Origin of the sequence: Shewanella pneumatophori, assembly GCF_023283895.1 — a bacterium.
In the GTDB taxonomy this organism is placed as follows: domain Bacteria; phylum Pseudomonadota; class Gammaproteobacteria; order Enterobacterales; family Shewanellaceae; genus Shewanella; species Shewanella pneumatophori.
Window position 1 is genome coordinate 19,563 of record NZ_JAKILB010000018.1, and the last position, 23,781, is coordinate 43,343.

General features: G+C 42.8%; 18 protein-coding genes. 8 read left to right on the plus strand and 10 right to left on the minus strand.

Annotated features, from left to right (window positions below; translation table 11 throughout):
- Positions 1-48: 48 nt before the first annotated feature.
- Entirely contained in the window at positions 49-1,371 is a 1,323-nt protein-coding gene (pepQ, locus tag L2740_RS19555; RefSeq protein ID WP_248951724.1) for a Xaa-Pro dipeptidase, read from the minus strand.
- Positions 1,372-1,735: 364 nt separating this feature from the next.
- On the opposite strand from pepQ, the gene fadB reads away from it, so the two are divergent.
- Positions 1,736-3,889 (plus strand): fatty acid oxidation complex subunit alpha FadB, encoded by a 2,154-nt coding sequence (gene fadB, locus L2740_RS19560; protein ID WP_248951725.1) that lies wholly within the window; start codon positions 1,736-1,738, stop codon positions 3,887-3,889.
- 18 nt (positions 3,890-3,907) lie between these two features.
- A complete protein-coding gene (fadA, locus tag L2740_RS19565; RefSeq protein WP_248472100.1) occupies positions 3,908-5,071 on the plus strand; it encodes an acetyl-CoA C-acyltransferase FadA in 1,164 nt (387 codons plus the stop codon).
- 81 nt (positions 5,072-5,152) lie between these two features.
- On the opposite strand, the gene L2740_RS19570 is transcribed toward fadA, so the two are convergent.
- From L2740_RS19570 to L2740_RS19590, 5 genes are all read right to left on the minus strand, one after another.
- Positions 5,153-6,481, minus strand: a complete 1,329-nt coding sequence (locus tag L2740_RS19570; RefSeq protein WP_248951726.1) for a transglycosylase SLT domain-containing protein — start codon at positions 6,479-6,481, stop codon at positions 5,153-5,155.
- 66 nt (positions 6,482-6,547) lie between these two features.
- Positions 6,548-7,147 (minus strand): LPP20 family lipoprotein, encoded by a 600-nt coding sequence (locus L2740_RS19575; RefSeq protein WP_248951727.1) that lies wholly within the window; start codon positions 7,145-7,147, stop codon positions 6,548-6,550.
- Positions 7,148-7,156: 9 nt separating this feature from the next.
- The gene (locus L2740_RS19580; RefSeq protein ID WP_248951728.1) at positions 7,157-8,197 is read right to left on the minus strand and encodes a hypothetical protein; all 1,041 of its coding nucleotides are present in this window, start codon (positions 8,195-8,197) and stop codon (positions 7,157-7,159) included.
- Between the two features lie 30 nt (positions 8,198-8,227).
- Positions 8,228-9,202 (minus strand): LPP20 family lipoprotein, encoded by a 975-nt coding sequence (locus L2740_RS19585; protein WP_248951729.1) that lies wholly within the window; start codon positions 9,200-9,202, stop codon positions 8,228-8,230.
- Between the two features lie 32 nt (positions 9,203-9,234).
- Positions 9,235-9,984, minus strand: a complete 750-nt coding sequence (locus L2740_RS19590; RefSeq protein ID WP_248951730.1) for an ETEC_3214 domain-containing protein — start codon at positions 9,982-9,984, stop codon at positions 9,235-9,237.
- A gap of 236 nt (positions 9,985-10,220) precedes the next feature.
- Here L2740_RS19590 and ybaK point away from each other — a divergent pair, with 236 nt between their 5' ends.
- The 4 genes from ybaK to L2740_RS19610 all read left to right on the plus strand — a co-directional run bounded on the left by ybaK (position 10,221) and on the right by L2740_RS19610 (position 15,190).
- Positions 10,221-10,688 (plus strand): Cys-tRNA(Pro) deacylase, encoded by a 468-nt coding sequence (gene ybaK / locus L2740_RS19595; protein ID WP_248951731.1) that lies wholly within the window; start codon positions 10,221-10,223, stop codon positions 10,686-10,688.
- Between the two features lie 139 nt (positions 10,689-10,827).
- Positions 10,828-11,073: a sulfurtransferase TusA gene (tusA, locus tag L2740_RS19600; RefSeq protein WP_248472107.1), complete on the plus strand. Its 246-nt coding sequence runs from the start codon at positions 10,828-10,830 to the stop codon at positions 11,071-11,073.
- Positions 11,074-11,111: 38 nt separating this feature from the next.
- Positions 11,112-11,549 (plus strand): MOSC domain-containing protein, encoded by a 438-nt coding sequence (locus L2740_RS19605; RefSeq protein WP_248951732.1) that lies wholly within the window; start codon positions 11,112-11,114, stop codon positions 11,547-11,549.
- 449 nt (positions 11,550-11,998) lie between these two features.
- Positions 11,999-15,190 carry an amidohydrolase family protein gene (locus L2740_RS19610; protein WP_248951733.1) on the plus strand — a complete coding sequence of 1,064 codons (3,192 nt, stop codon included), beginning with the start codon at positions 11,999-12,001 and terminating at the stop codon, positions 15,188-15,190.
- A 168-nt stretch (positions 15,191-15,358) separates the two neighbouring features.
- Here L2740_RS19610 and L2740_RS19615 read toward each other — a convergent pair whose 3' ends face one another.
- Positions 15,359-15,916 carry a DNA-3-methyladenine glycosylase I gene (locus L2740_RS19615; RefSeq protein WP_248951734.1) on the minus strand — a complete coding sequence of 186 codons (558 nt, stop codon included), beginning with the start codon at positions 15,914-15,916 and terminating at the stop codon, positions 15,359-15,361.
- A gap of 117 nt (positions 15,917-16,033) precedes the next feature.
- Here L2740_RS19615 and glyQ point away from each other — a divergent pair, with 117 nt between their 5' ends.
- Together glyQ and glyS are read left to right on the plus strand one after the other, a co-directional pair.
- Positions 16,034-16,939 carry a glycine--tRNA ligase subunit alpha gene (gene glyQ / locus L2740_RS19620; protein ID WP_248472111.1) on the plus strand — a complete coding sequence of 302 codons (906 nt, stop codon included), beginning with the start codon at positions 16,034-16,036 and terminating at the stop codon, positions 16,937-16,939.
- Between the two features lie 11 nt (positions 16,940-16,950).
- Positions 16,951-19,020 carry a glycine--tRNA ligase subunit beta gene (gene glyS / locus L2740_RS19625; protein ID WP_248951735.1) on the plus strand — a complete coding sequence of 690 codons (2,070 nt, stop codon included), beginning with the start codon at positions 16,951-16,953 and terminating at the stop codon, positions 19,018-19,020.
- A gap of 72 nt (positions 19,021-19,092) precedes the next feature.
- On the opposite strand, the gene L2740_RS19630 is transcribed toward glyS, so the two are convergent.
- The 3 genes from L2740_RS19630 to recF form a co-directional block, all read right to left on the minus strand.
- Positions 19,093-20,136 carry an HDOD domain-containing protein gene (locus tag L2740_RS19630; protein ID WP_420833549.1) on the minus strand — a complete coding sequence of 348 codons (1,044 nt, stop codon included), beginning with the start codon at positions 20,134-20,136 and terminating at the stop codon, positions 19,093-19,095.
- 79 nt (positions 20,137-20,215) lie between these two features.
- The gene (gene gyrB, locus L2740_RS19635; protein WP_248951737.1) at positions 20,216-22,633 is read right to left on the minus strand and encodes a DNA topoisomerase (ATP-hydrolyzing) subunit B; all 2,418 of its coding nucleotides are present in this window, start codon (positions 22,631-22,633) and stop codon (positions 20,216-20,218) included.
- A gap of 16 nt (positions 22,634-22,649) precedes the next feature.
- A complete protein-coding gene (recF, locus tag L2740_RS19640; RefSeq protein ID WP_248472115.1) occupies positions 22,650-23,732 on the minus strand; it encodes a DNA replication/repair protein RecF in 1,083 nt (360 codons plus the stop codon).
- Positions 23,733-23,781: the final 49 nt, after the last annotated feature.

Consider the following 23,781-nt stretch of genomic DNA (forward strand, 5'->3'; position numbering starts at 1 on the left):
TTGTTTTCTCAATAAATAAAAGCTTATCGCTCAAATACAGCTAAATAATTAGCGATTTAAACCTAAATCTCGAGTCATATTCTCAACTCGATCACCATGAATAATCACATTATCTTCAATACGAATACCGCCAAATGGACGTAAGATATCAATCGTATTCCAGTTAACTTGCGCTTGACGCTTATCTTGCTTCAAGCCCGCTAATAGTGAATCAATAATGTAAACACCCGGCTCAATTGTCAGTACCTGATTTACATCTAACTCACGCGTACAACGTAAGAAAGGATGCGCCTCTGGTGAAGCAATATGAGTACCTTTATCATCAGCTAGGAAACCGCCCATATCGTGGACTTGGATCCCCAACATATGGCCTAAACCGTGCGGGAAAAATACGCTAGTAATGCCCTGCTCAACCAGCCCCTGCACATCGCCGCTGACAATATCAAAATCCAACAAGATCTGCGCTAACTTATAATGAGTTTCGACGTGCAATTGCACATAGCTCACACCTGGCTTCATCATATTGATGATCTGCAGCTGCAAATTATCCATTGCCGTAATCAAGTCGTCGAAAATATTCTTCTCGAATGCATAGCTACGAGTAATGTCAGACGCATAACCATTAAAGTTTGCACCAGCGTCAATTAAAAATGAACGGCGCTGTGCTGGTGACTTCTGCTCTAGCGCTGTGTAATGCAAAATCGCCGCATTTTCGTTTAAAGCAACAATACTGCCGTAAGGAACTTGGTTCTCGCCTTGCGACACAGCAGACAAATACACCTGCAAGATTTCAAACTCACTTGCACCATTATAAAAAGCAGTCTTGGCCGCTTGATGCCCGGTCACCGCTATTACGTTTGATTGGCGCATACACACCAACTCATAGTCAGTTTTGCTAGCGCGGTGATAGTTAAGGTAACTTAGAACTGAATCAGGATTGCGAGAAGTAAAACCAAGTACGTCGGCAACATCTAAATGCTCACCAATATAAGCCCAATTTTCAATATCTTTAGGTAGATACTCAGCAACTTTATCAGCCTTAGTTAAAAACTTAATATCGACATGTTCAGACCAATATTCCGTTGGTTCTGCCGACACTTTATGCCAAAAATCAACTGGGCGATAAAATATTAATAGTGGTTTATCAGTACCGTTAACCACCAACCAAGAGTTTGGATTATCAGTTACTGGTAACCAAGCTTTAAAGTGTGGATTCACTTTAAATGGATAATCTAAATCATCTAAAAATTGTCTGTGTGGCTGACCAGAGTGGATGACTAAGCCTGATAAATTTTCGCGGGAAGTGATTTCGCTAACACGACGATTAAGAACTTGAAGATGGTCGTGATACAGATGCGCTAACTGTTCCATGAGGGTTACCCTATTGTTATTATTTAGCCAAATTTTCGACATCGACCCAGTCTAACACATAGACAATTAAAATTTTTCTTCAAACACATTATTCGCTAAAGCGGCTAAACTCTAGCGAGCAAAGATAAAATATAAACATCAATTTTATTGCTATAAGCGTATGATTTTATTTGATCTACTAATAAGGAATAAAAATAACTAAACGACCGTTTAAATTGGGTGTTGTAATTTTTTGTGATTAGTCGCACACTGAATAGCAACTGGTCAAATGATGGCCTAGGCTGCTGTGACAAAGAAGGTTACATTCGGACAATAAAATCATTAATGATCTGGATAGTGAACCTAAGCTAAAAGGAAGCAAGCAATGATCTACCAAAGCCCTACAATTGAGGTTGAGTTACTCGAAAATAATATCGCGCACTTGTGTTTTAACGCACAAGGCTCAGTAAATAAGTTAGACCGAGCAACCCTCGACTCACTAAATGCTGCACTCGATAGCATTCAACAAGATTCTAGTATTAAAGCGTTAATGCTTAGCTCAGCCAAAGATGCCTTTATCGTTGGTGCTGACATCACCGAATTTCTAGGGCTTTTTGCTGAAGACGATACTGTTTTACAGTCTTGGATTGAGCAAGCCAATGATGTATTTAATAAATTAGAAGACTTACCTTTTCCAACATTGTCAGCGATTAACGGTTTTGCGTTAGGCGGCGGTTGCGAAACAATTCTTGCTACAGACTTCCGTATCGCAGACACCACAGCTCGCATCGGTCTACCTGAAACTAAGCTAGGTATTATCCCAGGTTTTGGTGGCACAGTTCGTTTACCGCGAGTTATCGGTACCGACAATGCACTAGAGTGGATCACATCAGGTAAAGATCAACGCCCAGACGCTGCACTTAAAGTCGGTGCAATTGACGCGGTAGTAGCGCCAGAGCACCTCAAGTCTGCAGCGTTAAAAATGCTAAATGATGCCCTAGCAGAAAAGCTAGATTGGCAAACTCGCCGCGCTAAGAAAAAAGCGCCACTCACACTACCTAAACTTGAAGCCATGATGTCTTTTGCAACGGCTAAAGGCATGGTATTTAAAGTTGCCGGTAAACATTACCCTGCGCCGATGGCGGTAATTAGTGTTATTGAACAAGCAGCACAATACGGCCGCGCAGAGGCATTACAAGTTGAACATCAAGCGTTTGTAAAGCTTGCTAAAACCGAAGTTGCACAAGCGCTAATTGGTATTTTCTTAAATGACCAGCTTGTAAAAGGCAAAGCTAAGAAAGCTGGCAAGCTAGCCAAACCGGTAAGCTCAGCTGCGGTATTAGGCGCAGGAATTATGGGTGGTGGTATTGCTTATCAAAGTGCCAGCAAAGGCACGCCTATTGTGATGAAGGATATCGCTCAACCAGCCCTTGATTTAGGTTTAGGCGAAGCGGCTAAATTGCTAACGGCTCAAGTTAAGCGTGGTCGTTCTAATCCAGCCAAAATGGCAGCGGTACTAAATAACATCACACCGGCTCTCGACTATGCACCGGTTAAAGATGCCGACGTAGTAGTAGAAGCAGTTATTGAGCATCCAAAAGTAAAATCTATGGTACTTGCTGAAGTTGAACAACATGTCAGTGAAGATGCCATCATCACCTCTAACACCTCAACGATTTCAATCAACCTATTAGCTAAGAGCCTTAAAAAGCCTGACCGCTTCTGTGGTATGCACTTCTTCAATCCGGTGCACAAAATGCCATTGGTCGAAGTGATCCGTGGTGAAAACAGTTCAGATGAAACTATTGCCTCTGTAGTGGCTTACGCCAGCAAAATGGGCAAAACGCCAATCGTGGTAAATGACTGCCCAGGCTTTTTCGTCAACCGAGTACTCTTCCCTTACTTTGCAGGCTTTAGTGGCCTACTAGCAGATGGTGCAGATTTTGCGGCTATCGATAAGGTAATGGAAAAGCAGTTTGGTTGGCCAATGGGCCCTGCTTACCTACTTGACGTTGTAGGTCTCGATACGGGTCATCACGCACAAGCTGTAATGGCCGAAGGCTTCCCTGATCGTATGGGTAAATCAGGCAAAGATGCTATTGATGTAATGTTTGCAGCTGAGCGCTTTGGTCAGAAGAACAGTAAAGGCTTCTACCAATATTCAGTAGATCGTCGCGGCAAGCCAAAGAAGGATTTAGACCCAACTAGCTACGAGTTACTGCAAGCTGAGTTTGGCGAGCAAAAAGCTTTTGAATCAGATGAGATCATTGCCCGTACTATGATCCCAATGATTATCGAGACAGTTCGTTGTCTTGAAGAAGGAATTATCGCTTCACCTGCTGAAGCTGACATGGGCCTAGTTTACGGCCTTGGTTTCCCACCATTTAGAGGCGGTGTATTCCGTTACCTAGATACTATGGGTGTGGCTAACTTTGTGGCGCTTGCCGACAAATACGCTCACTTAGGTGGTCTATACCAAGTAACCGACACTATGCGCGAACTTGCCGCCAACAATGGCAGCTACTACCAGCAGGCTTAAGCAGAAAGGATTAAAACAATGAAAAACGCCGTTATCGTAGATTGTATCCGTACGCCAATGGGCCGCTCAAAGGCTGGTGTATTTAGAAATGTACGTGCAGAAACTTTATCTGCAGAACTGATGAAAGCACTACTTGAACGCAACCCAAAGCTTGACCCAAACACCATCGAAGATGTGATGTGGGGTTGTGTGCAGCAAACACTAGAGCAAGGTTTTAATATTGCTCGTAACGCTGCTTTGCTAGCAGGTATTCCTAAGCAAGTTGGTGCGGTTACAGTTAACCGTTTATGTGGCTCATCAATGGATGCTTTACATCAAGCAGCCCGTGCCATTATGACAGGTCAAGGCGACACCTTTATCGTTGGTGGCGTTGAACATATGGGTCACGTACCGATGAACCATGGTGTCGATTTCCATCCAGGCCTAGCTAACAACGTGGCTAAAGCCTCAGGCATGATGGGTCTAACCGCAGAGATGCTCGGCAAGATGCACGGTATCACCCGTGAACAACAAGATGCTTTTGCGGTGCGTTCACACCAGCGTGCGCATGCTGCCACTGTTGAAGGTCGCTTTGCTAATGAAATTGTGGCAATTGAAGGTCACGACGCCGATGGCGCTCTGATTAAAGTTGATCATGATGAAGTGATCCGCCCAGAAACATCAATGGAATCACTGTCTGGTTTACGCCCTGCTTTTGACCCAGCAAATGGCACAGTTACCGCTGGTACCTCTTCAGCACTATCAGATGGCGCATCTGCCATGTTAGTCATGGAAGAAGAAAAAGCTAAAGAGCTAGGTTTACCTATTCGCGCGCGCATTCGCTCAATGGCGATTGCTGGCTGTGATGCGGCAATTATGGGTTACGGGCCAGTACCTGCAACCCAAAAAGCACTTAAACGTGCAGGCCTAACGGTTGATGACCTAGACGTTATCGAACTTAATGAAGCCTTTGCTGCGCAGTCGCTACCATGTGTAAAAGACTTAGGTTTAATGGATGTGGTTGACGAAAAAGTTAACCTAAATGGTGGTGCAATTGCACTTGGTCATCCACTCGGCTGTTCGGGTACTCGTATCTCAACGACCTTAATCAACCTTATGGAAGCCAAAGATGCTAAGTATGGCCTAGCAACCATGTGTATTGGTTTAGGCCAAGGTATTGCGACTATTTTTGAGCGCCCATAAGCTTCAATAACACCATGCGGTTTCAAAACCGCAAACACAAAAAAGCCAGCTTATGCTGGCTTTTTTAATTTTTTTAATCAGTTAAAGTCTATTCTGATATAACTCGATTCGACTACTTACCTTCTTCAAGTAATGCTTAGTCTCGTCGTAAGGCAGATTAGTTAATAAGTGTTGGTACACTTCATCAGGGCTCATTTTATTAATGACTTTAGATGCCTTACGGATATTACGTGCTCCATCAGCATTAAAGGCCCTTGCTACGTTACCAGCCCCGGTGTTGTATGCCGCTATCACGCAATACAAACGACTTTCGTCATTTTCTATCGACTTTAAATAACGCTTATTCAAGATATTTAGGTAGGCCGCACCCGTTTCAACATTAATATTTGGGGTATAAAGTTCACCAGATGACATAGGCTCGCTTTTTTTCCTAACGATTTGGTTAACGTCATAACCAGCTGTAGTCGGCACGATTTGCATCAAGCCATATGCAGGGATCGGCGATGTCGCTTTAGGGTCAAAGCTCGACTCTGAGTGGATCACCGCCATAATCAGTGCCGATGACACTTGCCACCTGTCACCCTCAGTTTGGGCAAAGTCGACCACCGCATTAGCACGAGAACTCAAACCGTTTTTAGCTAACGCGACCTTATATTCGACTATTTTCTTTTCGGTTAATTGCGCTTTCTCTTGCTGGCGATGCTGCTCATAATCTTCAGCTACGCTCTCAAGTCTTTGCTTGGCGCCTGCAAGGAGCTTTTTCTTTTTTTGTATAGAAACTTGCTCTATGAGATCAACAGAAAGGCTGTCGTTTTTAGTAAGCTGCGCTTTATCAGACTCTTTATCAATTTCTGTTAATTGCGCTTTTGTTTGAGCAATAATAACTTGCTTAGCCTGCTTCTCATTGGCAGCAGAAAACTCAACCTCAATAACTTTTATCTGAGCTTGTGTTTGTGGCTGTGCACTTGAAAGAGCTTTAGCTGCAGTGGAATCACCTTTCGCAACTAGCTGTTCAACCTGTTTGGTTACTTCAGCCTTAGCGGCTTGGTCAGATAAGTTGTTATCGACCAAAACAGAAACCGTCAGCTCACCTTTATCATAATCAATCACGCTTTTAAGGTTTTGATCAGCAGAGTACTCAACATTTTTATGGGGTTGTGATACATCACCAACACCCCATTTTTGGATAATTTCGGCGCGGTATTTATCAAAATCTTTGAGGTACTCAACGCGCCAGTGCTCATATTCAGCCATATATGCGAACACAAAGTCTTGATATTCCTTTTCTGTTTGCTGTTCACTAAGGCTGTTGTCCATTACTGCATCAATTTCTGCAAATCTACCAACAGCATTCGCTGTTGGCATACTCAATAATAAGCAGGCCATTAAGCCTGTTAAACGAGTTTTCATTTTGAATCCCTTCTAATAGAAATAGACTAAAGCTGGAGGGGAATCTCCCCCTCCATTAGCAGTTCATTACAGCTTTTGTAATGACGACAGTGCTGCGTCTAATTCTTCCGCCGCTTTTTTACTATTAAACTTATTCCAAAGTTCTGGATCCTTGTTACCCGCTGCAGCGACAACTTTGGCAATATTCTCATCGTAAGTGGCTTTATCCATACCAACTAACGTATACAGTCCGCCACCTGGGCTACGCTGAGTCACAATCACTCTGCTATTAGACAGCGTACGGCTGGTTACGTTTTTAATCACTGACTCAAGGTATTCATTTACCTCTTCCGATACTCCATCTGTAGATGATGAATCAATATTAGCGGTTGTTGCTTGCTTAAATAGCGTATTAACGTTGGTCTCAAATTGCTGTGCTAATCTAGCTCTCGCATCGTTGGTCGCCACATCACGCATAATATTTAATCCAGCAACACTCTTCTTGGCGTAACCAACAGCGCCCATTTCAATGCCCGTAGGCATAACATCGCACACCCAACGCGGCGCTTCTGTTGCTGGTGAATCAGGATAGAAACAATCAATTTGTTGGACATCCTTGACGGTATCGTTACTTTGACAGCCAGCTAACATGGCGACTACAGCAGTTGCTACTAATACTTTTTTCATTTTATTCCCTTAAAAGCTAAATGTTTCTGATAGTGATTCTGATGTTTTGTGACAAAGACTCGCGAAAATAGACATGCTATTACAGGTATCTTCAAATTTTACCTTTACCGTATCCCCCCGTTTTACTAGCCCAGCCATATCGCTATCAATCATGACCCATGAGTGATTTGGCTTAATGCCGTGTTCAGCGTTATTAATAACCTCACCTTCACCATAGCCACGGGTTTCGACTTCAATCTCTCCAGCATAGTTAGTCACTTTTTCATGAGAAATAAAATCCACCTCCCATTCAGGCTCAACACCTTGATTGCTTCCCATATCAATACGAACCATAGTGCCTACATCGCATTGACGCATCTCAACAATACTGGCTCTCGGTGCGAGTAAATTTTTTAAATCATCATTACGAGTAACTGAGTATTTGGCTGCATTCGCAATCATGCTATTGATTTGATCTTGCGAGATTGGGCAACGCGAATTAGAAGTGTCGTAAGAGTAAGTTGTATCTCCAGCAAACTCTATTTGATCCAGGGTGAGCATGTCTGGAAGTGAAACAGCTCTGGTACTCGCCTCGATTTTAGCCTCAAAGTGACACGCTGGAGCAACTCTAACTCTCTTATCTTGGATAGGGTCGTACGCAACATGTGCGCCTTTAAATTCACGCGAGAAATGAGCTACACCAATATCGGTAAAAATAGCAAAATCAGCAATAGGAACACCTTCACTACTATAGCGACCGCTTGCCTCAGCAATTTCTAATTCAGGTTTCAGCTTCTTAGCTAAACTTCGGTCCACAATTTGCGAACCGGTTTTATTAATCTGCTTTCTCAATGATTGATCGAATGAGGCTGTAATGCTCTTCGCTGTTGATGTATCAACTTTTAAGTCTGGTTCGAAAATAACGACCTTAGTACTCGCTGTACCCTTCACCATGTGGCTACTATCTGGCAGTTCTACTCGCGAAGACGCAGAACAGACATTTGGCCCGGTGCTATTACATCCCGTGATAGCTGTGAGTATTGCTAGCGTTATAAAAGATTTTTTTAACATACCAATATCCATATATTGTTAGAAAAATATCTAAAGCCCTAAGGCTCCCCAAAAATTCTGTGCTTGTAACTTGGCAGAGAAATGACGTGACGCGCCTTCATCAGCACGTTCAAAGCTGGTTACCGAGTTAGCGTTGGCGATAATTTCATTGCTAGCGATAACTAGTTGCTGTTGATTTTTAACGGTAATATTTACCTGAACCGTAGAAATGTAGATGTCGGCGACATAGTTTTTACGCCAATCACTATCAAGCACTAGCTCATGACTGTGAGCCTCACCACCATGCTTAACAACACTGATTTTATTCTGGTTCAAATAGTGGGTAACCGCTTCACTCATCCACTTATCACGAGGCTCAGCCAAGACCATAACTTTCAAACCTGAATGAACATCGACAACTTTTGCTTTAAGCATAGGAATAACGTTAGCTGCCACCTTTTGCTTTTCAGCAGGAGACAATGCATAAAGCATTGATTGACGGCTAGCCATTTTAGCTTCGAGTTCTACTGTATTATTGTTTTTTAACCACCACACTAATGGATCGGTTTGCGCTAATCTGTCTAATTCAAATTGAGCTGCTGCATTGTACTCAGCAATATCAGCACGTAGTTGAGACTTAATCGTGGCTTTATTGACACTAGCCTCTACATAAAAAGTATCACCGCTTTGCTCTGCTTTAGTGAAGCTCACACCGCTTAATATAAGAGCTGAAGTTTGGGTGTTGACGCTAAAATCATTTAACTGCTGATAATGCTCTCGACCATTAATGTCATTGGCAATGTTTCGACTCAAGCCAGTTGATTGAACCTGAGTCCATAATTGTTGGTTTAGTGCACTTAATGCTTTTTGCTTTGCGTTTTCAAGATTTGAACCTTGCCCTACTGCCACCAATTGCGCTTCATTTGTCGTTATAGGGTTAAGATACCAATTAGGTACCTTGGCTGTTGTCTGGCAACCAGATAATAATGCCCAACCTAAAAACAAGCTGGTAAGTTTTAAGTGCATACTTCTTCCTTGAAATAGTTAATTATTAAAGGTTATTGGCTCTTCAATAGCGTCTTATATTCAAAATGAGTTAACAGGGCTTCAATCATCACTTGGGGGGCTAACTCTGTAACAGCAAAATAGTTAGGCTCAAGCTTACGGCTTGCCGCTAAAGCTCCACCGATATCATCAACGCCTCTATCAAGCTGCGCATTTAACTGAGCAATTACCGCTACATCTTGGCTGCCTAAACTTCCATAATTAACCGCACCAAGTATTAAACTGTAAAACATAACGCTTTTACCTAGGTCATGTGCTTCAGCATAGTATTCAAGATTATTCGCATCAGAAAAGTAGCTATCTACTCCCAAAAAGTAAGACGCTAAATTATCGGAAAGGAGTGTTCTATTGAGGTAAGGAATCGCCGCTTGAAAATCAGGTTGTAAACCAACAATGGCGTAACCAGATAAACGTTCATCTTTTATTGCCAAGGTTAATTGATATTTTGGATGACCATAATAAAAATAATATACGTCTGTATCTACAGACGAACGCTTTGATACATGAGGAGTGCCAAACAAACTCGTCACGTAGGCTTTGGTTTGGCCCACATGCAAATGCGAAATTTGCTTGTATTCAATATCATTAGTCCAGTGCGCAACAAAAGATTCATAGGCAGAATTAACTGCTTCTTTAGTATCATTCCATTGTCCGAACCACAACATCACAGCGACAGCAGTAAGTGCGATACTTTGGAGTTTCCCCCAAAAACCGATCCTAGCCGCCTGTTCACGACCTTCCATGTCAACTCAAATTCCTTTTAAGTCAAAAGTATAAAAACACATCAATGTTAACTAATTTAGTAACATATCACAATTGGACCAATTGTTTAGAAATTATTCCCTAACACGAAAAGATTAAAAATATTTAAAGCCATGCTGTTTGCTATATATCTCGGGATATATCACGGTATAACCCGCTTGCTTGTGAAAAGATCACTATAATTCGGATTAGCTATTTATACGGGACACGTTCAGTCATGACTCCAGCAATAGACCTACTTGTAAAAAACAAGATTTCCCACCAAGTACATGAGTATCAACATGACCCATCTTGCCAAGCTTATGGTTTAGAGGCGGCGGAAAAAATAGGTGTTGCACCAGAGTTAGTATTTAAAACCTTAGTAGTGAAACTTGATGGTAAGCAACTCGCAGTCGCGATTATTCCTGTAGCAGAAAAGCTCAGTATGAAATTAATAGCAAAAGCAGCCAAAGCTAAAAAGGCCGTTATGGCAGAAGCAATTGAAGTTCAACGCAGCTCAGGTTATGTACTTGGTGGCGTTAGTCCCTTAGGGCAAAAGAGATTGCTAGCAACGGTTATCGATCAGTCTGCTAGCCAACTGGATAAGATGTTTATTAGCGGTGGACGCAGAGGGCTTGATCTCGAGCTTGCGCCGGAAGATCTTAAACAACAACTAAAAGCGCAGTTTGCCCCGCTTACAGCTTAAGTGACTTTGAATATGTTCCACGTGGAACATACTCAAAACTGAAATGATGCCAGCTCACAAATTAGTAGCTGCCGCTTGGATAAACCTAAGCGCTGGAGTAATATTAGCCACTTCTGTTTAATCGTTCGGCTGAGGAAATATGAACGACCTATTTAACGCTGCTCAACACCAACTCGATGCTTTAGGCTTAAGATGCCCAGAGCCTGTGATGATGGTACGCAAATCAGTAAGACGCATGAACGACGGCGAAACTTTACTTATCATTGCTGACGATCCTGCAACTACACGTGACATTCCAAGCTTTTGTGAGTTTATGGATCACACTTTAGTAGCCAGCCAAACAGAATCTACACCTTATCAATACTTGATAAAGAAAGGTCTATAGTCACCACTATCTCACCTTAATAGATAAAAGGAATTATCATGGCTTCATTAATTGGCATTGCATTTAAAACTGAAAAACGCGGTAGCATGCAAACTGTCGAGCAAGCTCAAGTGACGCAAGCCAGAGGTGTTGAAAACGACATCTTTGGTCGTCCGGGTAAGCGTCAGGTTACAGTAATGTCGACTCAGCAATGGCAAATAGCTTGTAACCAAGTGGGTAAAACCTTGCCTTGGTTTACCCGTAGAGCCAATCTACTCATTGACGGCTTCAGTTTTAGCGCTAGTGATGTTGGTAAACAACTAACAATTGGTGGGCTGTTACTTGAGATAACCGGTGAAACTGACCCATGTAAAAAAATGGAACAAGCTTATCCCGGTTTAGAGGCCGCTCTATTACCTGATTGGCGCGGTGGTGTAACTTGCCGAGTACTGAACGACGCTAATATTCAAATTAACGACCCAGTCTATTTAGCTTAAGTTTACTAACTTCCCAATCAAACAAACAAACAAACAAACCAATCAAACAGGCTGGTATCGTATCGATACAGCCTAATGCTGATATCAAAACTTCAACTTAGCTATAAAAACGATAGCCATATCCAATTAGCTTTCATCACTCTCCATTAGCAAATTAACAAGCTCACAGTTATTACAAAATAAAGCAGCCAGCAATATCCTCTTGTGGCAAGACTAAACACAACAAGATTGGAAATCTAGCAACCTTCATCCAGCAGTAACGCCATTATTTTCGCCCTCCACTAACTATATAGAGCTTAACTAATTGAAACAGAATTTTTGTTTTACTGTTAAGTAATTTGTGCGATAACTGTTGCACAAATTAATCTCCATTTAAGCACTAACACTAACAATCAATAAATTGATTTGAAAATCACGCCTTTAAAACGATAACAATAATTAGGATTATCATGTTAAAGAACAAGCTTACTCCCCTATATGCCGCTATTGCATTGAGCTTTAGTGTTCCAACCATAGCTGAAGAAAATAAACAATCTTGGCAAGTTAATGCCCCAACAAACGCTCCATTAGAACAAGTAAAAATCGAAGTTGATGAAGGTACTTGGATGAACGTCAGTGTTAGCCCGAATGGCAAACATGTGGTGTTTGATCTGCTTGGTGATATCTATCAAATGCCAATTGATGGCGGTGAAGCTAAGCCGTTAGCTAAAGGTATTGCATGGCAGATGCAACCTGTCTATAGCCCAGATGGAAAGTACATCGCCTTCACCTCCGATGAAGATGGCGGTGACAATATTTGGATTATGCAAGCTGACGGCAGCAACCCTCGTCCAGTCACCGAAGAAACATTTCGTTTATTGAACAGTCCAGCCTGGAGCCCAGATGGACAATATCTGGTAGCACGTAAACACTTTACAGGTAGTCGTAGCCTAGGTGCAGGTGAAGTATGGATGTATCACGTTGCCGGTGGTGACGGTGTAAAACTTACCGAGCGCCCAAACGAGCAAAAAGATTTAGGTGAACCCGCTTACTCGCCAGATGGCCGTTATATCTACTTTAGCCAAGATGCGACACCGGGTAAGACGTTCCACTATTCAAAAGATTCGGTAAAAGGTATCTATAAGATCAAGCGTTACGATACCCAAACAGGTGATATAGAAGTATTGATCCAAGGTACGGGCGGTGCAATTCGACCAACCCCAAGTCCAGACGGAAACAAGCTTGCCTACATTAAGCGTGATGGCTTTCAATCTTCACTATATCTACTCGATTTAAAGTCTGGTGAAACAGAAAAGCTATACGATGAACTAGACCGAGACATGCAAGAAACCTGGGCAATTCATGGCGTTTATCCAACCATGAGTTGGACCGCCGATAACGATGAAATCGTATTCTGGGCTAACGGCAAAATCAATAAGCTAGATGTTGAATCTAAGTCAGTAGAACAAATTCCATTTACTGTTAAAACCGAACGAACTGTTCAGCCTGCGGTTCGCTTCACTCAAGATCTCGATAAAGACGTATTTGACGTGAAGATGCTCCGTATGGCGCAAGTATCTCCTGACGGTAAAAAAGTTGCTTTTGAAGCCTTAGGTAAAATCTGGATTAAGAGCTTGCCCGATGGCAAAATGTCGCGTCTTACCAAACTAGATAGCGACTTACGTGAGCTGTTTCCACAATGGTCACGCGATGGCAAACGCGTTGTATTCACCACTTGGGATGACCAAGAACAAGGTACCGTGAGTTTAGCGACCGTACGCAATAAGCGTGTAAAAGTAATAACAGATGAGCCAGGTAAATACGTAGAACCTACCTTCTCACCGGACGGTGAAACTATTGTTTATCGTAAAGCTAAAGGTGGCTATATCACTCCCCGCACTTGGTCACAAGAAACTGGTCTTTACCAAGTCGATGTTGATGGCGACAAAAATACCAAGATAACCTCGGCAGGATATCAACCTCAATTTGGAGCCGATAACGACCGCATCTACTTTATGGAAAGTGGCGAAACACCGCAGCTTGCATCGATTGGCCTCAATGGTTTTGAAAAGCGAGTGCATTACACTAGCAAGCATGCCACTGAATTTAGAGTCTCGCCAGACGGTAAGCAACTTGCCTTTGCTGAACGATTTAAAGTATTTGTCACACCATTTGCTAAGCATGGCGAGACCATTCAAATAGGCCCTAAAGCCAGCAACCTGCCCGTTGAGCAACTAAGTGTACGTGCCGGTGAAAGCATTAGCTGGAATACCGATAGCGACCAACTTTATTGGACCCTTGGTCCTGAGCTTTATCAAGTAAATGTAGATACCCAGTATCAAACCGCAGCCGATGATAAATCTAAGCCAACAATTACCGATCTAGGTTTCAGCCAAAAAGCGGATGTTCCACGTGGAACAATTGCTTTTGTCGGCGGTAATATCATCACCATGGAAAACGACCAAGTCATCGAAAATGGCACTGTGATAGTCAAAGATAACCATATCGTCAGTGTCGGTTCATCATCTGTAATTGATATTCCAAGTGATGCTAAGGTCATCGACATTAAGGGCAAAACGTTAATGCCAGGCTTGTTTGATGCTCACGCTCATGGCGCTCAAGGTGAAAGCGAGATCATTCCACAACAAAACTGGGAGATGTATTCGAACCTATCTTTAGGTGTTACCGCGATTCACGATCCATCAAATGACACTACAGAGATTTTCGCAGCTGCCGAGCAACAGAAAGCCGGTAATATTGTAGGGCCACGTATCTTCTCAACCGGTACGATTTTATATGGCGCAAATGCTCCAGGTTATACCTCGCATATCGACTCGCTGGATGATGCAAAATTCCATTTGGAACGTCTAAAGAAAGTCGGTGCATTTAGTGTTAAGAGTTATAACCAACCACGTCGTAATCAACGCCAACAAGTCATTGCCGCAGCACGCGAACTTGAAATGATGGTAGTGCCTGAAGGCGGTAGCTTACTACAGCATAACCTCAGCATGATTGCCGATGGCCATACTGGTATCGAACACTCACTACCCGCTGCCAATATCTATGACGATATAAAGCAGTTTTGGGGCCAAACTGAAGTTGGTTATACCCCAACTTTAGTTGTTGCCTACGGTGGAATATGGGGTGAAAACTACTGGTACGATAAAACAGATGTTTGGGCTCATCCACGTCTATCTATGTATGTTCCGTCTGACATCTTAAATGCTCGCTCAATGCGTCGCCCTACCGCACCAGATGAACATTACAATCACTTCAACGTAGCTCGCGTAGCTAATGAACTAAATGAAGTTGGTGTAAAGGCTAACATAGGTGCCCATGGTCAACGTGAAGGTTTGGCTGCCCACTGGGAAATCTGGATGTTCGCGCAAGGCGGTATGAGTAATATGGAAGCGCTAAAAACGGCAACCATTAATCCAGCCAAACATTTTGCTATGGATCATCAAATTGGCTCAATCAAGCAAGGTAAGCTAGCCGACCTAATCGTTATCGATGGTAATCCACTGGAAGATATTCGTGTAACCGATCGCGTAACCTATACCATGGTTAACGGTAAACTGTTTAATGCTGAGACGATGGATCAGCTAAATGGTGGTAAAAATAATAAAGGTAAGCAGAGAGAAACCTTCTTTTTTGAAAAATAGATTAGGTTTTTAAATTTAAAATCTGGCTAACTCAGCTAAGATTTTCTAATTTGAGAAAAATTATTTTTTGATTCAAAAGTGAGCCTTTAGCTAAAAATAAAAAAAGGATGTTCCACGTGGAACATCCTTTTTTAATGAGTCACAACCAAGCGGTGTAGTACTTTAGTGCTAGTTGTGACAAAAACAATCCGTGGTGTGGTCATTGACCATTCCCACCGCTTGCATAAATGCATAACAAATTGTCGGCCCGACAAAATTGAAACCCATCTTTTTCAGCGCTTTCGACATAGCCTCAGATTCTGGCGTTTGTGCAGGCACTTGTTGCATCGACTCAAAATGGTTCACCTTAGGGCTGCCGCCAACAAAGCTCCACAAGAATGCTGAGAAATCATTGCCCTGCTCAATATAAGCTAAATAGGCTTTAGCATTTTTGATAATAGAATTAACCTTAAGTCGATTGCGCACAATTCCGGGGTTGAGCATCAGATCTTCGACTTTGGCATCATCGAAGGTCGCAATAATCTCTGGCTCAAAATTAGCAAATGCAGCCTCATAGTTTTGCTGTTTTTTAAGGATAGTAATCCAAGACAATCCTGCTTGTTGGCCATCTAAACACAGCTTTTCAAACAACTCTCGGCTGTCATAAACAGGCCGCCCCCACACTTTGTCATGGTACTCTTGATAGATAGGATCTTGCCCCACCCAAGCACAACGTGTCACTTCCATCGCCACTTTCCTAAATTTTTAACCAACCAGATAAAAAATAACCTACATAAGCGTTATTCTACAAGGTATAATCGAAACCATTTTCTATTAAGGCTTCCAGGCAGTAGACAAGCGGATATGACGACGAAACACGACGTAAAAACATTCCAGGGCTTCATTATGACCCTGCAGGAATACTGGGCGCAGCAAGGTTGCGCAATCGTTCAACCATTGGACATGGAAGTAGGTGCAGGTACATTCCACCCTATGACATTCTTACGTTCATTAGGCCCAGAGCCAATGAGCAGTGCCTATGTTCAACCATGTCGTCGCCCAACTGACGGCCGTTATGGTGAAAACCCTAACCGCCTGCAGCACTACTACCAATATCAAGTAGTACTAAAGCCATCACCAAGTAACATTCAAGAACTTTACTTAGGTTCACTAGAAGCGCTTGGCGTTGATATGAATGTTCATGATGTTCGCTTCGTAGAAGACAACTGGGAATCACCAACTCTTGGTGCTTGGGGTCTAGGCTGGGAAGTTTGGCTAAACGGTATGGAAGTATCTCAGTTTACTTACTTCCAGCAAGTGGGTGGTCTTGAGTGTAAGCCTGTTACAGGCGAAATCACTTACGGTCTAGAACGTCTTGCGATGTACATCCAAGAAGTAGACAGCGTTTACGATCTTGTATGGACTGACGGCCCAATGGGCAAAGTTATGTATGGTGATATCTTCCATCAAAACGAAGTTGAGCAATCAACTTATAACTTTGAACACGCCAATGTTGAAGTGCTATTCAAGATGTTTGATGACTGCGAACAAGCTTGCGAGCGTTTATTAACGCTAGAAAAGCCACTTCCACTACCAGCTTACGAGCAAGTAATGAAAGCCTCTCACGCATTTAACTTGTTAGATGCTCGCCATGCTATCTCTGTTACTGAGCGCCAGCGTTATATCTTACGCGTTCGTACCATGGCTAAAGGCGTTGCTGAATCTTACTATCAAGCCCGAGAAGCACTTGGCTTCCCAATGTGTAAGTAGAGGAATAAAAGATGAATTTTGAAAACTTACTCATTGAAGTAGGCACAGAAGAGTTACCACCAAAGTCACTACGTAAACTAGCTGAATCATTTTTGGCTAACTTTACTGAAGAGCTAACTAAAGCAGAACTAAGTTTTGAGTCTGCTGTATGGCATGCAGCACCTCGTCGCTTGGCAATTTGCATCAACCAACTTGCACTTGCACAAGCAGACAAAGTCGTTGAAAAGCGCGGCCCTGCAGTTGCACAAGCCTTTGATGCTGACGGTAACCCAACTAAAGCAGCGATGGGCTGGGCTCGTGGTAACGGTATTACCGTTGAGCAAGCAGAGCGTTTAAAAACTGATAAAGGCGAATGGTTACTACACCAAGCACGCGTTGTTGGTGTTGAAACTAAGAGCCTTATCGCAGATATGGCGCAGCGCTCATTAGACAAATTACCTATTCCAAAGCCAATGCGTTGGGGTAGCAATACCACACAATTTATCCGTCCAGTTCACACTGTCACTATGCTACTTGGTAGTGAAGTCGTTGATGGTGAACTACTCGGTATTAAGTCTGATCGCGTTATTCGTGGCCACCGCTTTATGGGTGAATCTAGCTTTGAGCTAGACCATGCTGACAACTACTTAGTTGCGCTTAAAGAGAAAGGCAAAGTACTTGCTGATTACGAAGCACGTAAAGCAATTATCAAAACTGACTCTGAAGCAGCTGCAGCTAAAATTGGCGGCGTAGCTGATCTTGAAGACGACTTATTAGAAGAAGTCACCTCTCTTGTTGAGTGGCCAGTAGTGCTTACTGCAAGCTTTGAAGAAAAGTTCTTAGACGTACCAGCAGAAGCTTTGGTTTACACCATGAAAGGTGACCAAAAGTACTTCCCAGTATTTGATAATGCGGGTCAGTTGCTACCAAACTTTATCTTTGTAACTAACATCGAATCTAAAGATCCACAGCAAATTATTTCTGGTAACGAGAAAGTGGTTCGCCCACGTCTTGCAGATGCTGAGTTCTTCTTTGAAACAGATAAAAAAGACACACTTGAAGCCCGCCTTGCGAGCCTAGAGACTGTTGTATTCCAAAAGCAGCTTGGCACTATTAAGCAACGTGTTGAGCGTATTTCTGCTATGGCAGGTTACATCGCTACTAGCATTGATGCTAACAGCGAAGAAGCTGCGCGTGCAGGTCTATTATCTAAGTCAGATTTGATGACTAACATGGTAATGGAATTTACCGATCTTCAAGGCACCATGGGTATGCATTACGCCCGCCTAAACGGTGAAACTGAAGCGGTAGCTGTTGCACTATCAGAGCAATATAAGCCTAAGTTCTCTGGCGATACAGTACCAACGGCACCTATCTCTATCTGTGTGGCATTAGCAGAGAAGCTAGACACGCTAGTGGGTATTTTTGGTATTGGCCAAGCACCTAAAGGCGCTGCGGATCCATTCGCACTACGTCGTGCTGCAATTGGTGTGCTACGTATCTGTTTAGAGAACAACTTACCACTAGATCTTGTAGACCTAATTGCTAAGGCACAAGCGCTACACGGTGAAAACCTAACTAACGCAGACGTTGCTGAGCAAGTACTAGAGTTCTTTATGGCTCGTTTCCGTGCTTGGTACCAAGATCAAGGTGTAAGTGTAGACGTGATCCTAGCTGTATTAGCTCGCCGCCCTACTACACCTGCAGATTTTGAAAGCCGTATTAAAGCTGTCGCTCACTTCAGAACACTTGAACAAGCGTCAGCTCTAGCTGCTGCTAACAAGCGTGTATCTAACATTTTAGCCAAAGTTGAAGGCGAGCTACCTGCTGCAATCGACGACAAGCTACTTGTTGAAGATGCTGAAAAAGCACTGGCTGCTAAACTTGCTGAACTGCAACCGCAACTAGCACCGCTATTTGCTGCTGCAAACTATCAAGAAGCATTAGCGCTATTAGCCAACCTACGTGAAAGTGTTGATACTTTCTTCGAAGATGTAATGGTTATGGCTGATGACGAAGCACTTAAGAACAACCGTCTAGCGCTACTTTCTAGCCTGCGCGAGCAATTCTTACATGCTGCTGATATCTCGTTACTGCAATAAGTAATAAGCAGATATAAAAAACGCGCCTTTGGGCGCGTTTTTTTTGTTTTGAAACTCGGTCATTTAAAGTAATTAAAATAGTACCAGTTTTTTGTGTATTTCATCGAACGTTGTTCTATCGACTCCAGCGTCATATAACAATCTATTTAATTGTTCGGCTTGTAACTTACCCGCCTCAAATAACATTGAACATTCACTGATAAGATTGGCCCGCCATATCACCTCCGCAAGGCCACCAGCAGGCTTAGAATCAACCACCGCTAGACGATTAAGCTCAGACTCAAATAGCGATGGTAACTGCCAATAATGTGCAAGTAAGGCGCTCAAACTCAAAGATTTAGTTGTCATCACCTGTCTAAATAAACTAGAACATGGTTGCTCACCTGGTTCTGCTTGTTTAAAGGCTTCTAATAGCAACTTGAAGATGGCTATTTTGCCTACGTCATGCACTAAACCCAGCAAAAAAGCACTATCAGGATCGTCATCGGCTAACTCACTAGCAAGGTAAGCAACCTGCATTGAGTGGCGCCAAATTTGGCTACCAAAGCGTCTAAAGTATATTGGCTTAACATCAATAACCTTGCGCATCATAGCTGTAGTGACAAAACGGCGGATCTGATCTCGACCTAACTGCACTAATGCTAACTGTAAGCTGGTGACATCTTTATCGCTACGTCTAAATAGCGGCGAATTACACAGTTTAAGCACCTCAACACTCAATACAGGATCTTTCTCTATTAAGGCTAATAATGCTTTGGTATCGGTATTTTCATCAGCTAACTGTTTGTCTAGGGCTGCTACCTGTGTAGGCATTTTTAGCACACGTTCAGCAATTGCCTTAGGTGCAGCCAGAGCCGCTTCTACTCGCCTAAAAACACTTTTTTCTAATTCGTTCGCGGTGCCGTTTAATTGGGTACTTGGAAACAATAAACTATAAAAAAGTGCTGAGAGATCAACAGCTACAACAGAAGCTGTTTCAGCGGGTTTTACTTGAGCAGCCGCAGGCTCAACATGATGTGCTTGCAACTGTTCCATAGAACCACTAAAGCTAGTTGGTTTTTCAATAACCACCCGCTCTCTAATGTTAAACAGTTTTTTAAAGGCTTTACTAAACAATTTTTGATGACCGATTAATTGACAAAAAAATCGGTGCATATAGCACCGATTCAATTTTAGCTTTTTGTTTGCAACAACCCTATACGTCTAGGTTTGCTACATTCAATGCGTTAGCTTCGATAAAGTCACGACGCGGCTCAACTTGATCACCCATTAAACAGGTAAATAGTTGGTCAGCAGCAATCGCATCTTCAATCGTTACTTGTAGCATACGGCGTGATTCTGGATCCATTGTAGTTTCCCACAATTGCTCAGGGTTCATCTCACCCAATCCTTTATAACGCTGGATGTACAAGCCACGCTTAGATTCAGTCATTAACCACTCTAGCGCGTCAACAAAGCTCACCACATCTTTAGTACGCTCGCCACGTTGAACATAGCCGCCCTCTTCAATCATACCGTTGATTTCAGCGCCCATCTTAACGATGCGTTGATAATCAGTAGACTGGAAGAAGTCGTATGAGAACAAGTAGTGCGTATCAATACCGTGTTTACGGATAGTAATTTTCGGCAAGTAAGATTGACGCTCAGGGTCAAGAACTGGCTCACCGCTATATAAAACACCACCGGTTTCTTTGTTAGTTAAATCAGCAACAAATGCATCAGCCCAAGCTTTAACTTGCGCTTCATCAGCTAACATCTCGTTGTTAAGTGCTGGGTGATACAACATCAAATCAGTGATGTTAGTTGGGTAGCGTTGCTCTAAACGAGCAATAATAGCCTCAACTTCACGGTACTGATTAACCAAGCGCTCTAATGGCTGACCAGACATACCTGGTGCACCTTGCGATGGATAAATGTTTGCATTATCTAGCGCTTGAGTTGTTAAGTACTCAGTTAGTGCTGGATCATCTTTAAGATACTGTTCTTGCTTACCTTTCTTAACCTTGTATAGCGGTGGCTGTGCAATATAAACATAACCACGTTCAATAAGCTCAGGCATTTGACGGAAGAAGAAGGTCAACAGCAGCGTACGAATGTGCGAGCCGTCGACGTCAGCATCGGTCATGATAACGATGTTGTGATAACGCGTCTTATCTGGATCGTATTCGTCGCGGCCAATACCACAACCTAATGCAGTAATTAGCGTTGCAACTTCTTGTGAAGATAACATCTTATCAAAACGTGCTTTTTCAACGTTTAGGATTTTACCTTTCAGTGGCAGAATAGCTTGGTTCTTACGGTTACGACCCTGCTTAGCACTACCGCCCGCAGAGTCACCCTCCACTATGTAAATTTCAGAAAGACCAGGGTCTTTCTCTTGGCAGTCAGCTAGTTTACCTGGCAAACCACCTAAATCTAATGCGCCTTTACGACGGGTCATTTCACGCGCTTTACGTGCCGCTTCACGCGCACGAGCAGCATCGATAATCTTACCAACAATAAGTTTAGCTTCGTTTGGATGCTCCATTAGGTAGTCACCTAATTGCTCACCCATAGTTTGTTCAACAGCAGACTTAACTTCACTAGAAACTAGCTTATCTTTAGTTTGTGAACTGAACTTTGGATCCGGTACTTTCACAGAAATAACTGCTGTTAAACCTTCACGAGCATCATCACCCGTTGCAGCAGTCTTACCTTTCTTGTTAAAGCCCTCACGTTCCATGTAGTTGTTCAGGTTACGTGTTAACGCACCGCGGAAGCCCGCTAAGTGAGTACCACCATCACGCTGTGGAATGTTGTTGGTAAAACAGAAGATATTTTCTTGGAAGCCATCGTTCCACTGCATTGCAACTTCAACGGTAATACCGTCTTCACGCTCTTGGCAGAAATGGAACACTTCTTTGTTTACTGGTGTTTTGTTAACGTTTAAGTAGTCAACAAATGCGCTAATACCGCCTTCGTACTTGAAAAACTCATCACGGTTGTCACGCTCGTCCACTAGACGAATACCAACACCTGAGTTCAAGAAAGATAATTCACGAACACGTTTAGCTAGAATGTCGAAGTGGAATTGAACGTCAGAGAAAGTCTCTTCACTTGGCCAGAAACGAATTTCTGTACCTGTGTTAGACGCTTCGCCCACTTCTTTAATTGGCTCATCTGGCTCACCCATGGTGTAGAACTGCTCATACACCTTGCCGTCACGACGAATCGTTAGCTGTAGCTTTTTAGAAAGCGCGTTAACTACCGATACACCTACACCGTGCAAACCACCAGATACTTTGTAAGAGTTATCATCGAACTTACCACCAGCGTGCAGTACAGTCATAATAACCTGAGCTGCTGATACACCTTCTTCAGGGTGAATCGCAACTGGAATACCACGGCCGTCATCGCGTACTGAAACAGAACCATCGGCATGAATGGTAATATCAACGTCGTTACAGTGGCCCGCTAAGGCTTCATCGATAGAGTTATCGACCACTTCGAATACCATGTGATGTAGACCTGTACCATCATCAGTATCACCGATGTACATTCCTGGTCTCTTACGTACCGCATCAAGGCCTTTTAAAACCTTAATACTCGAAGAATCATAACTATTCTCTGACATATTATTCTCTCGTCGGTTATTCAATTACCGTTACACAACCGTGTTCCACATGGAACATCTTACTTGGCGGCGTGATTAACGAATCTACTATTGATGCTGGCTCAATAGCCGTGACAAAAACTTGTGCCCCGGTATCCGCTAATTGCTGTAACAATAGTTTTCTATGCTGTGCATCCAATTCCGATGGAAGATCATCCACCAGATAAATACTTTTTTTATCTATTTGTTGTTTGAGCAACTTTCCCTGTGCAATGCGTAATGCACAGACTAATAATTTCAGTTGACCGCGCGATAAAGCATCTTGTGCAGGTAGTGTTCCTACTCGCAACCGTAAATCCGCTTTATGTGGTCCACTGACGGTATAGCCTGTGGCTAAATCTCTAGGATATTGCGTCTCGAGCAGCTGTGCATACTCGGTTTTTGCATCCCATCCTCGGGTAAAAGAAACCTTAACATCAACCTGAGGTAAAAACTCTCCGATTATACCCTTAAGTAGCTCATTTAACGAGTCTACATATTGCTTTCTTATGTCGGTGACCAGTTCAGCATAACGAATAAATTCTTTATCCCAAAATTGAATCGAACTATAGGGCGATCCATCTCTGAGCAATTGATTTCTCTGCTTTAAAATCCGCCGAACATTAACCCAAGCGGCATAAAAACGTGGGTCAGAATGAAACGCCCCCCAATCAATAAACTGTCGTCTTGATTTCGGCCCCTCAAAAAGCAAAGAAAAGCTCTCAGGCGTAATAACTTGGATTGGTAAAGTTTCAGCTAATGTCGATAAACGCTTTACTTTATCACCATTAATTTTTACTTCAATATCACCGCTTCTAAAGCGGCGTAAGCCAATTTTACTCTGCTCATCACCACTTTCCATGCTGGCAAACAATGTCAGCGCATCATCGTCGTTCTTAATTACACGCTGTGAAAGATGGCTGCGAAAAGAGCGTCCCATCCCCAGAAAATAGATTGCCTCTAAAATACTGGTTTTGCCACTGCCATTTTGACCATAAATCAGATTCAGGCCTTCACCTGGCAACAACTGGGCTGAGGTAATATTTCGAAAAGCTTCAATATGAAGACGGCTAAGACTCATTAATGACCTTATAAAGCAACAGGAAGCATAATCTAACAAAAGATAAGGC

Bases quoted from the DNA above. Each gene is read 5' to 3' on its own strand.
- pepQ (WP_248951724.1), bottom strand. From the start codon at position 1,371: ATGGAACAGTTAGCGCATCTGTATCACGACCATCTTCAAGTTCTTAAT.
- fadB (WP_248951725.1), top strand. From the start codon at position 1,736: ATGATCTACCAAAGCCCTACAATTGAGGTTGAGTTACTCGAAAATAAT.
- fadA (WP_248472100.1), top strand. From the start codon at position 3,908: ATGAAAAACGCCGTTATCGTAGATTGTATCCGTACGCCAATGGGCCGC.
- L2740_RS19570 (WP_248951726.1), bottom strand. From the start codon at position 6,481: ATGAAAACTCGTTTAACAGGCTTAATGGCCTGCTTATTATTGAGTATG.
- L2740_RS19575 (WP_248951727.1), bottom strand. From the start codon at position 7,147: ATGAAAAAAGTATTAGTAGCAACTGCTGTAGTCGCCATGTTAGCTGGC.
- L2740_RS19580 (WP_248951728.1), bottom strand. From the start codon at position 8,197: ATGTTAAAAAAATCTTTTATAACGCTAGCAATACTCACAGCTATCACG.
- L2740_RS19585 (WP_248951729.1), bottom strand. From the start codon at position 9,202: ATGCACTTAAAACTTACCAGCTTGTTTTTAGGTTGGGCATTATTATCT.
- L2740_RS19590 (WP_248951730.1), bottom strand. From the start codon at position 9,984: ATGGAAGGTCGTGAACAGGCGGCTAGGATCGGTTTTTGGGGGAAACTC.
- ybaK (WP_248951731.1), top strand. From the start codon at position 10,221: ATGACTCCAGCAATAGACCTACTTGTAAAAAACAAGATTTCCCACCAA.
- tusA (WP_248472107.1), top strand. From the start codon at position 10,828: ATGAACGACCTATTTAACGCTGCTCAACACCAACTCGATGCTTTAGGC.
- L2740_RS19605 (WP_248951732.1), top strand. From the start codon at position 11,112: ATGGCTTCATTAATTGGCATTGCATTTAAAACTGAAAAACGCGGTAGC.
- L2740_RS19610 (WP_248951733.1), top strand. From the start codon at position 11,999: ATGTTAAAGAACAAGCTTACTCCCCTATATGCCGCTATTGCATTGAGC.
- L2740_RS19615 (WP_248951734.1), bottom strand. From the start codon at position 15,916: ATGGAAGTGACACGTTGTGCTTGGGTGGGGCAAGATCCTATCTATCAA.
- glyQ (WP_248472111.1), top strand. From the start codon at position 16,034: ATGACGACGAAACACGACGTAAAAACATTCCAGGGCTTCATTATGACC.
- glyS (WP_248951735.1), top strand. From the start codon at position 16,951: ATGAATTTTGAAAACTTACTCATTGAAGTAGGCACAGAAGAGTTACCA.
- gyrB (WP_248951737.1), bottom strand. From the start codon at position 22,633: ATGTCAGAGAATAGTTATGATTCTTCGAGTATTAAGGTTTTAAAAGGC.
- recF (WP_248472115.1), bottom strand. From the start codon at position 23,732: ATGAGTCTTAGCCGTCTTCATATTGAAGCTTTTCGAAATATTACCTCA.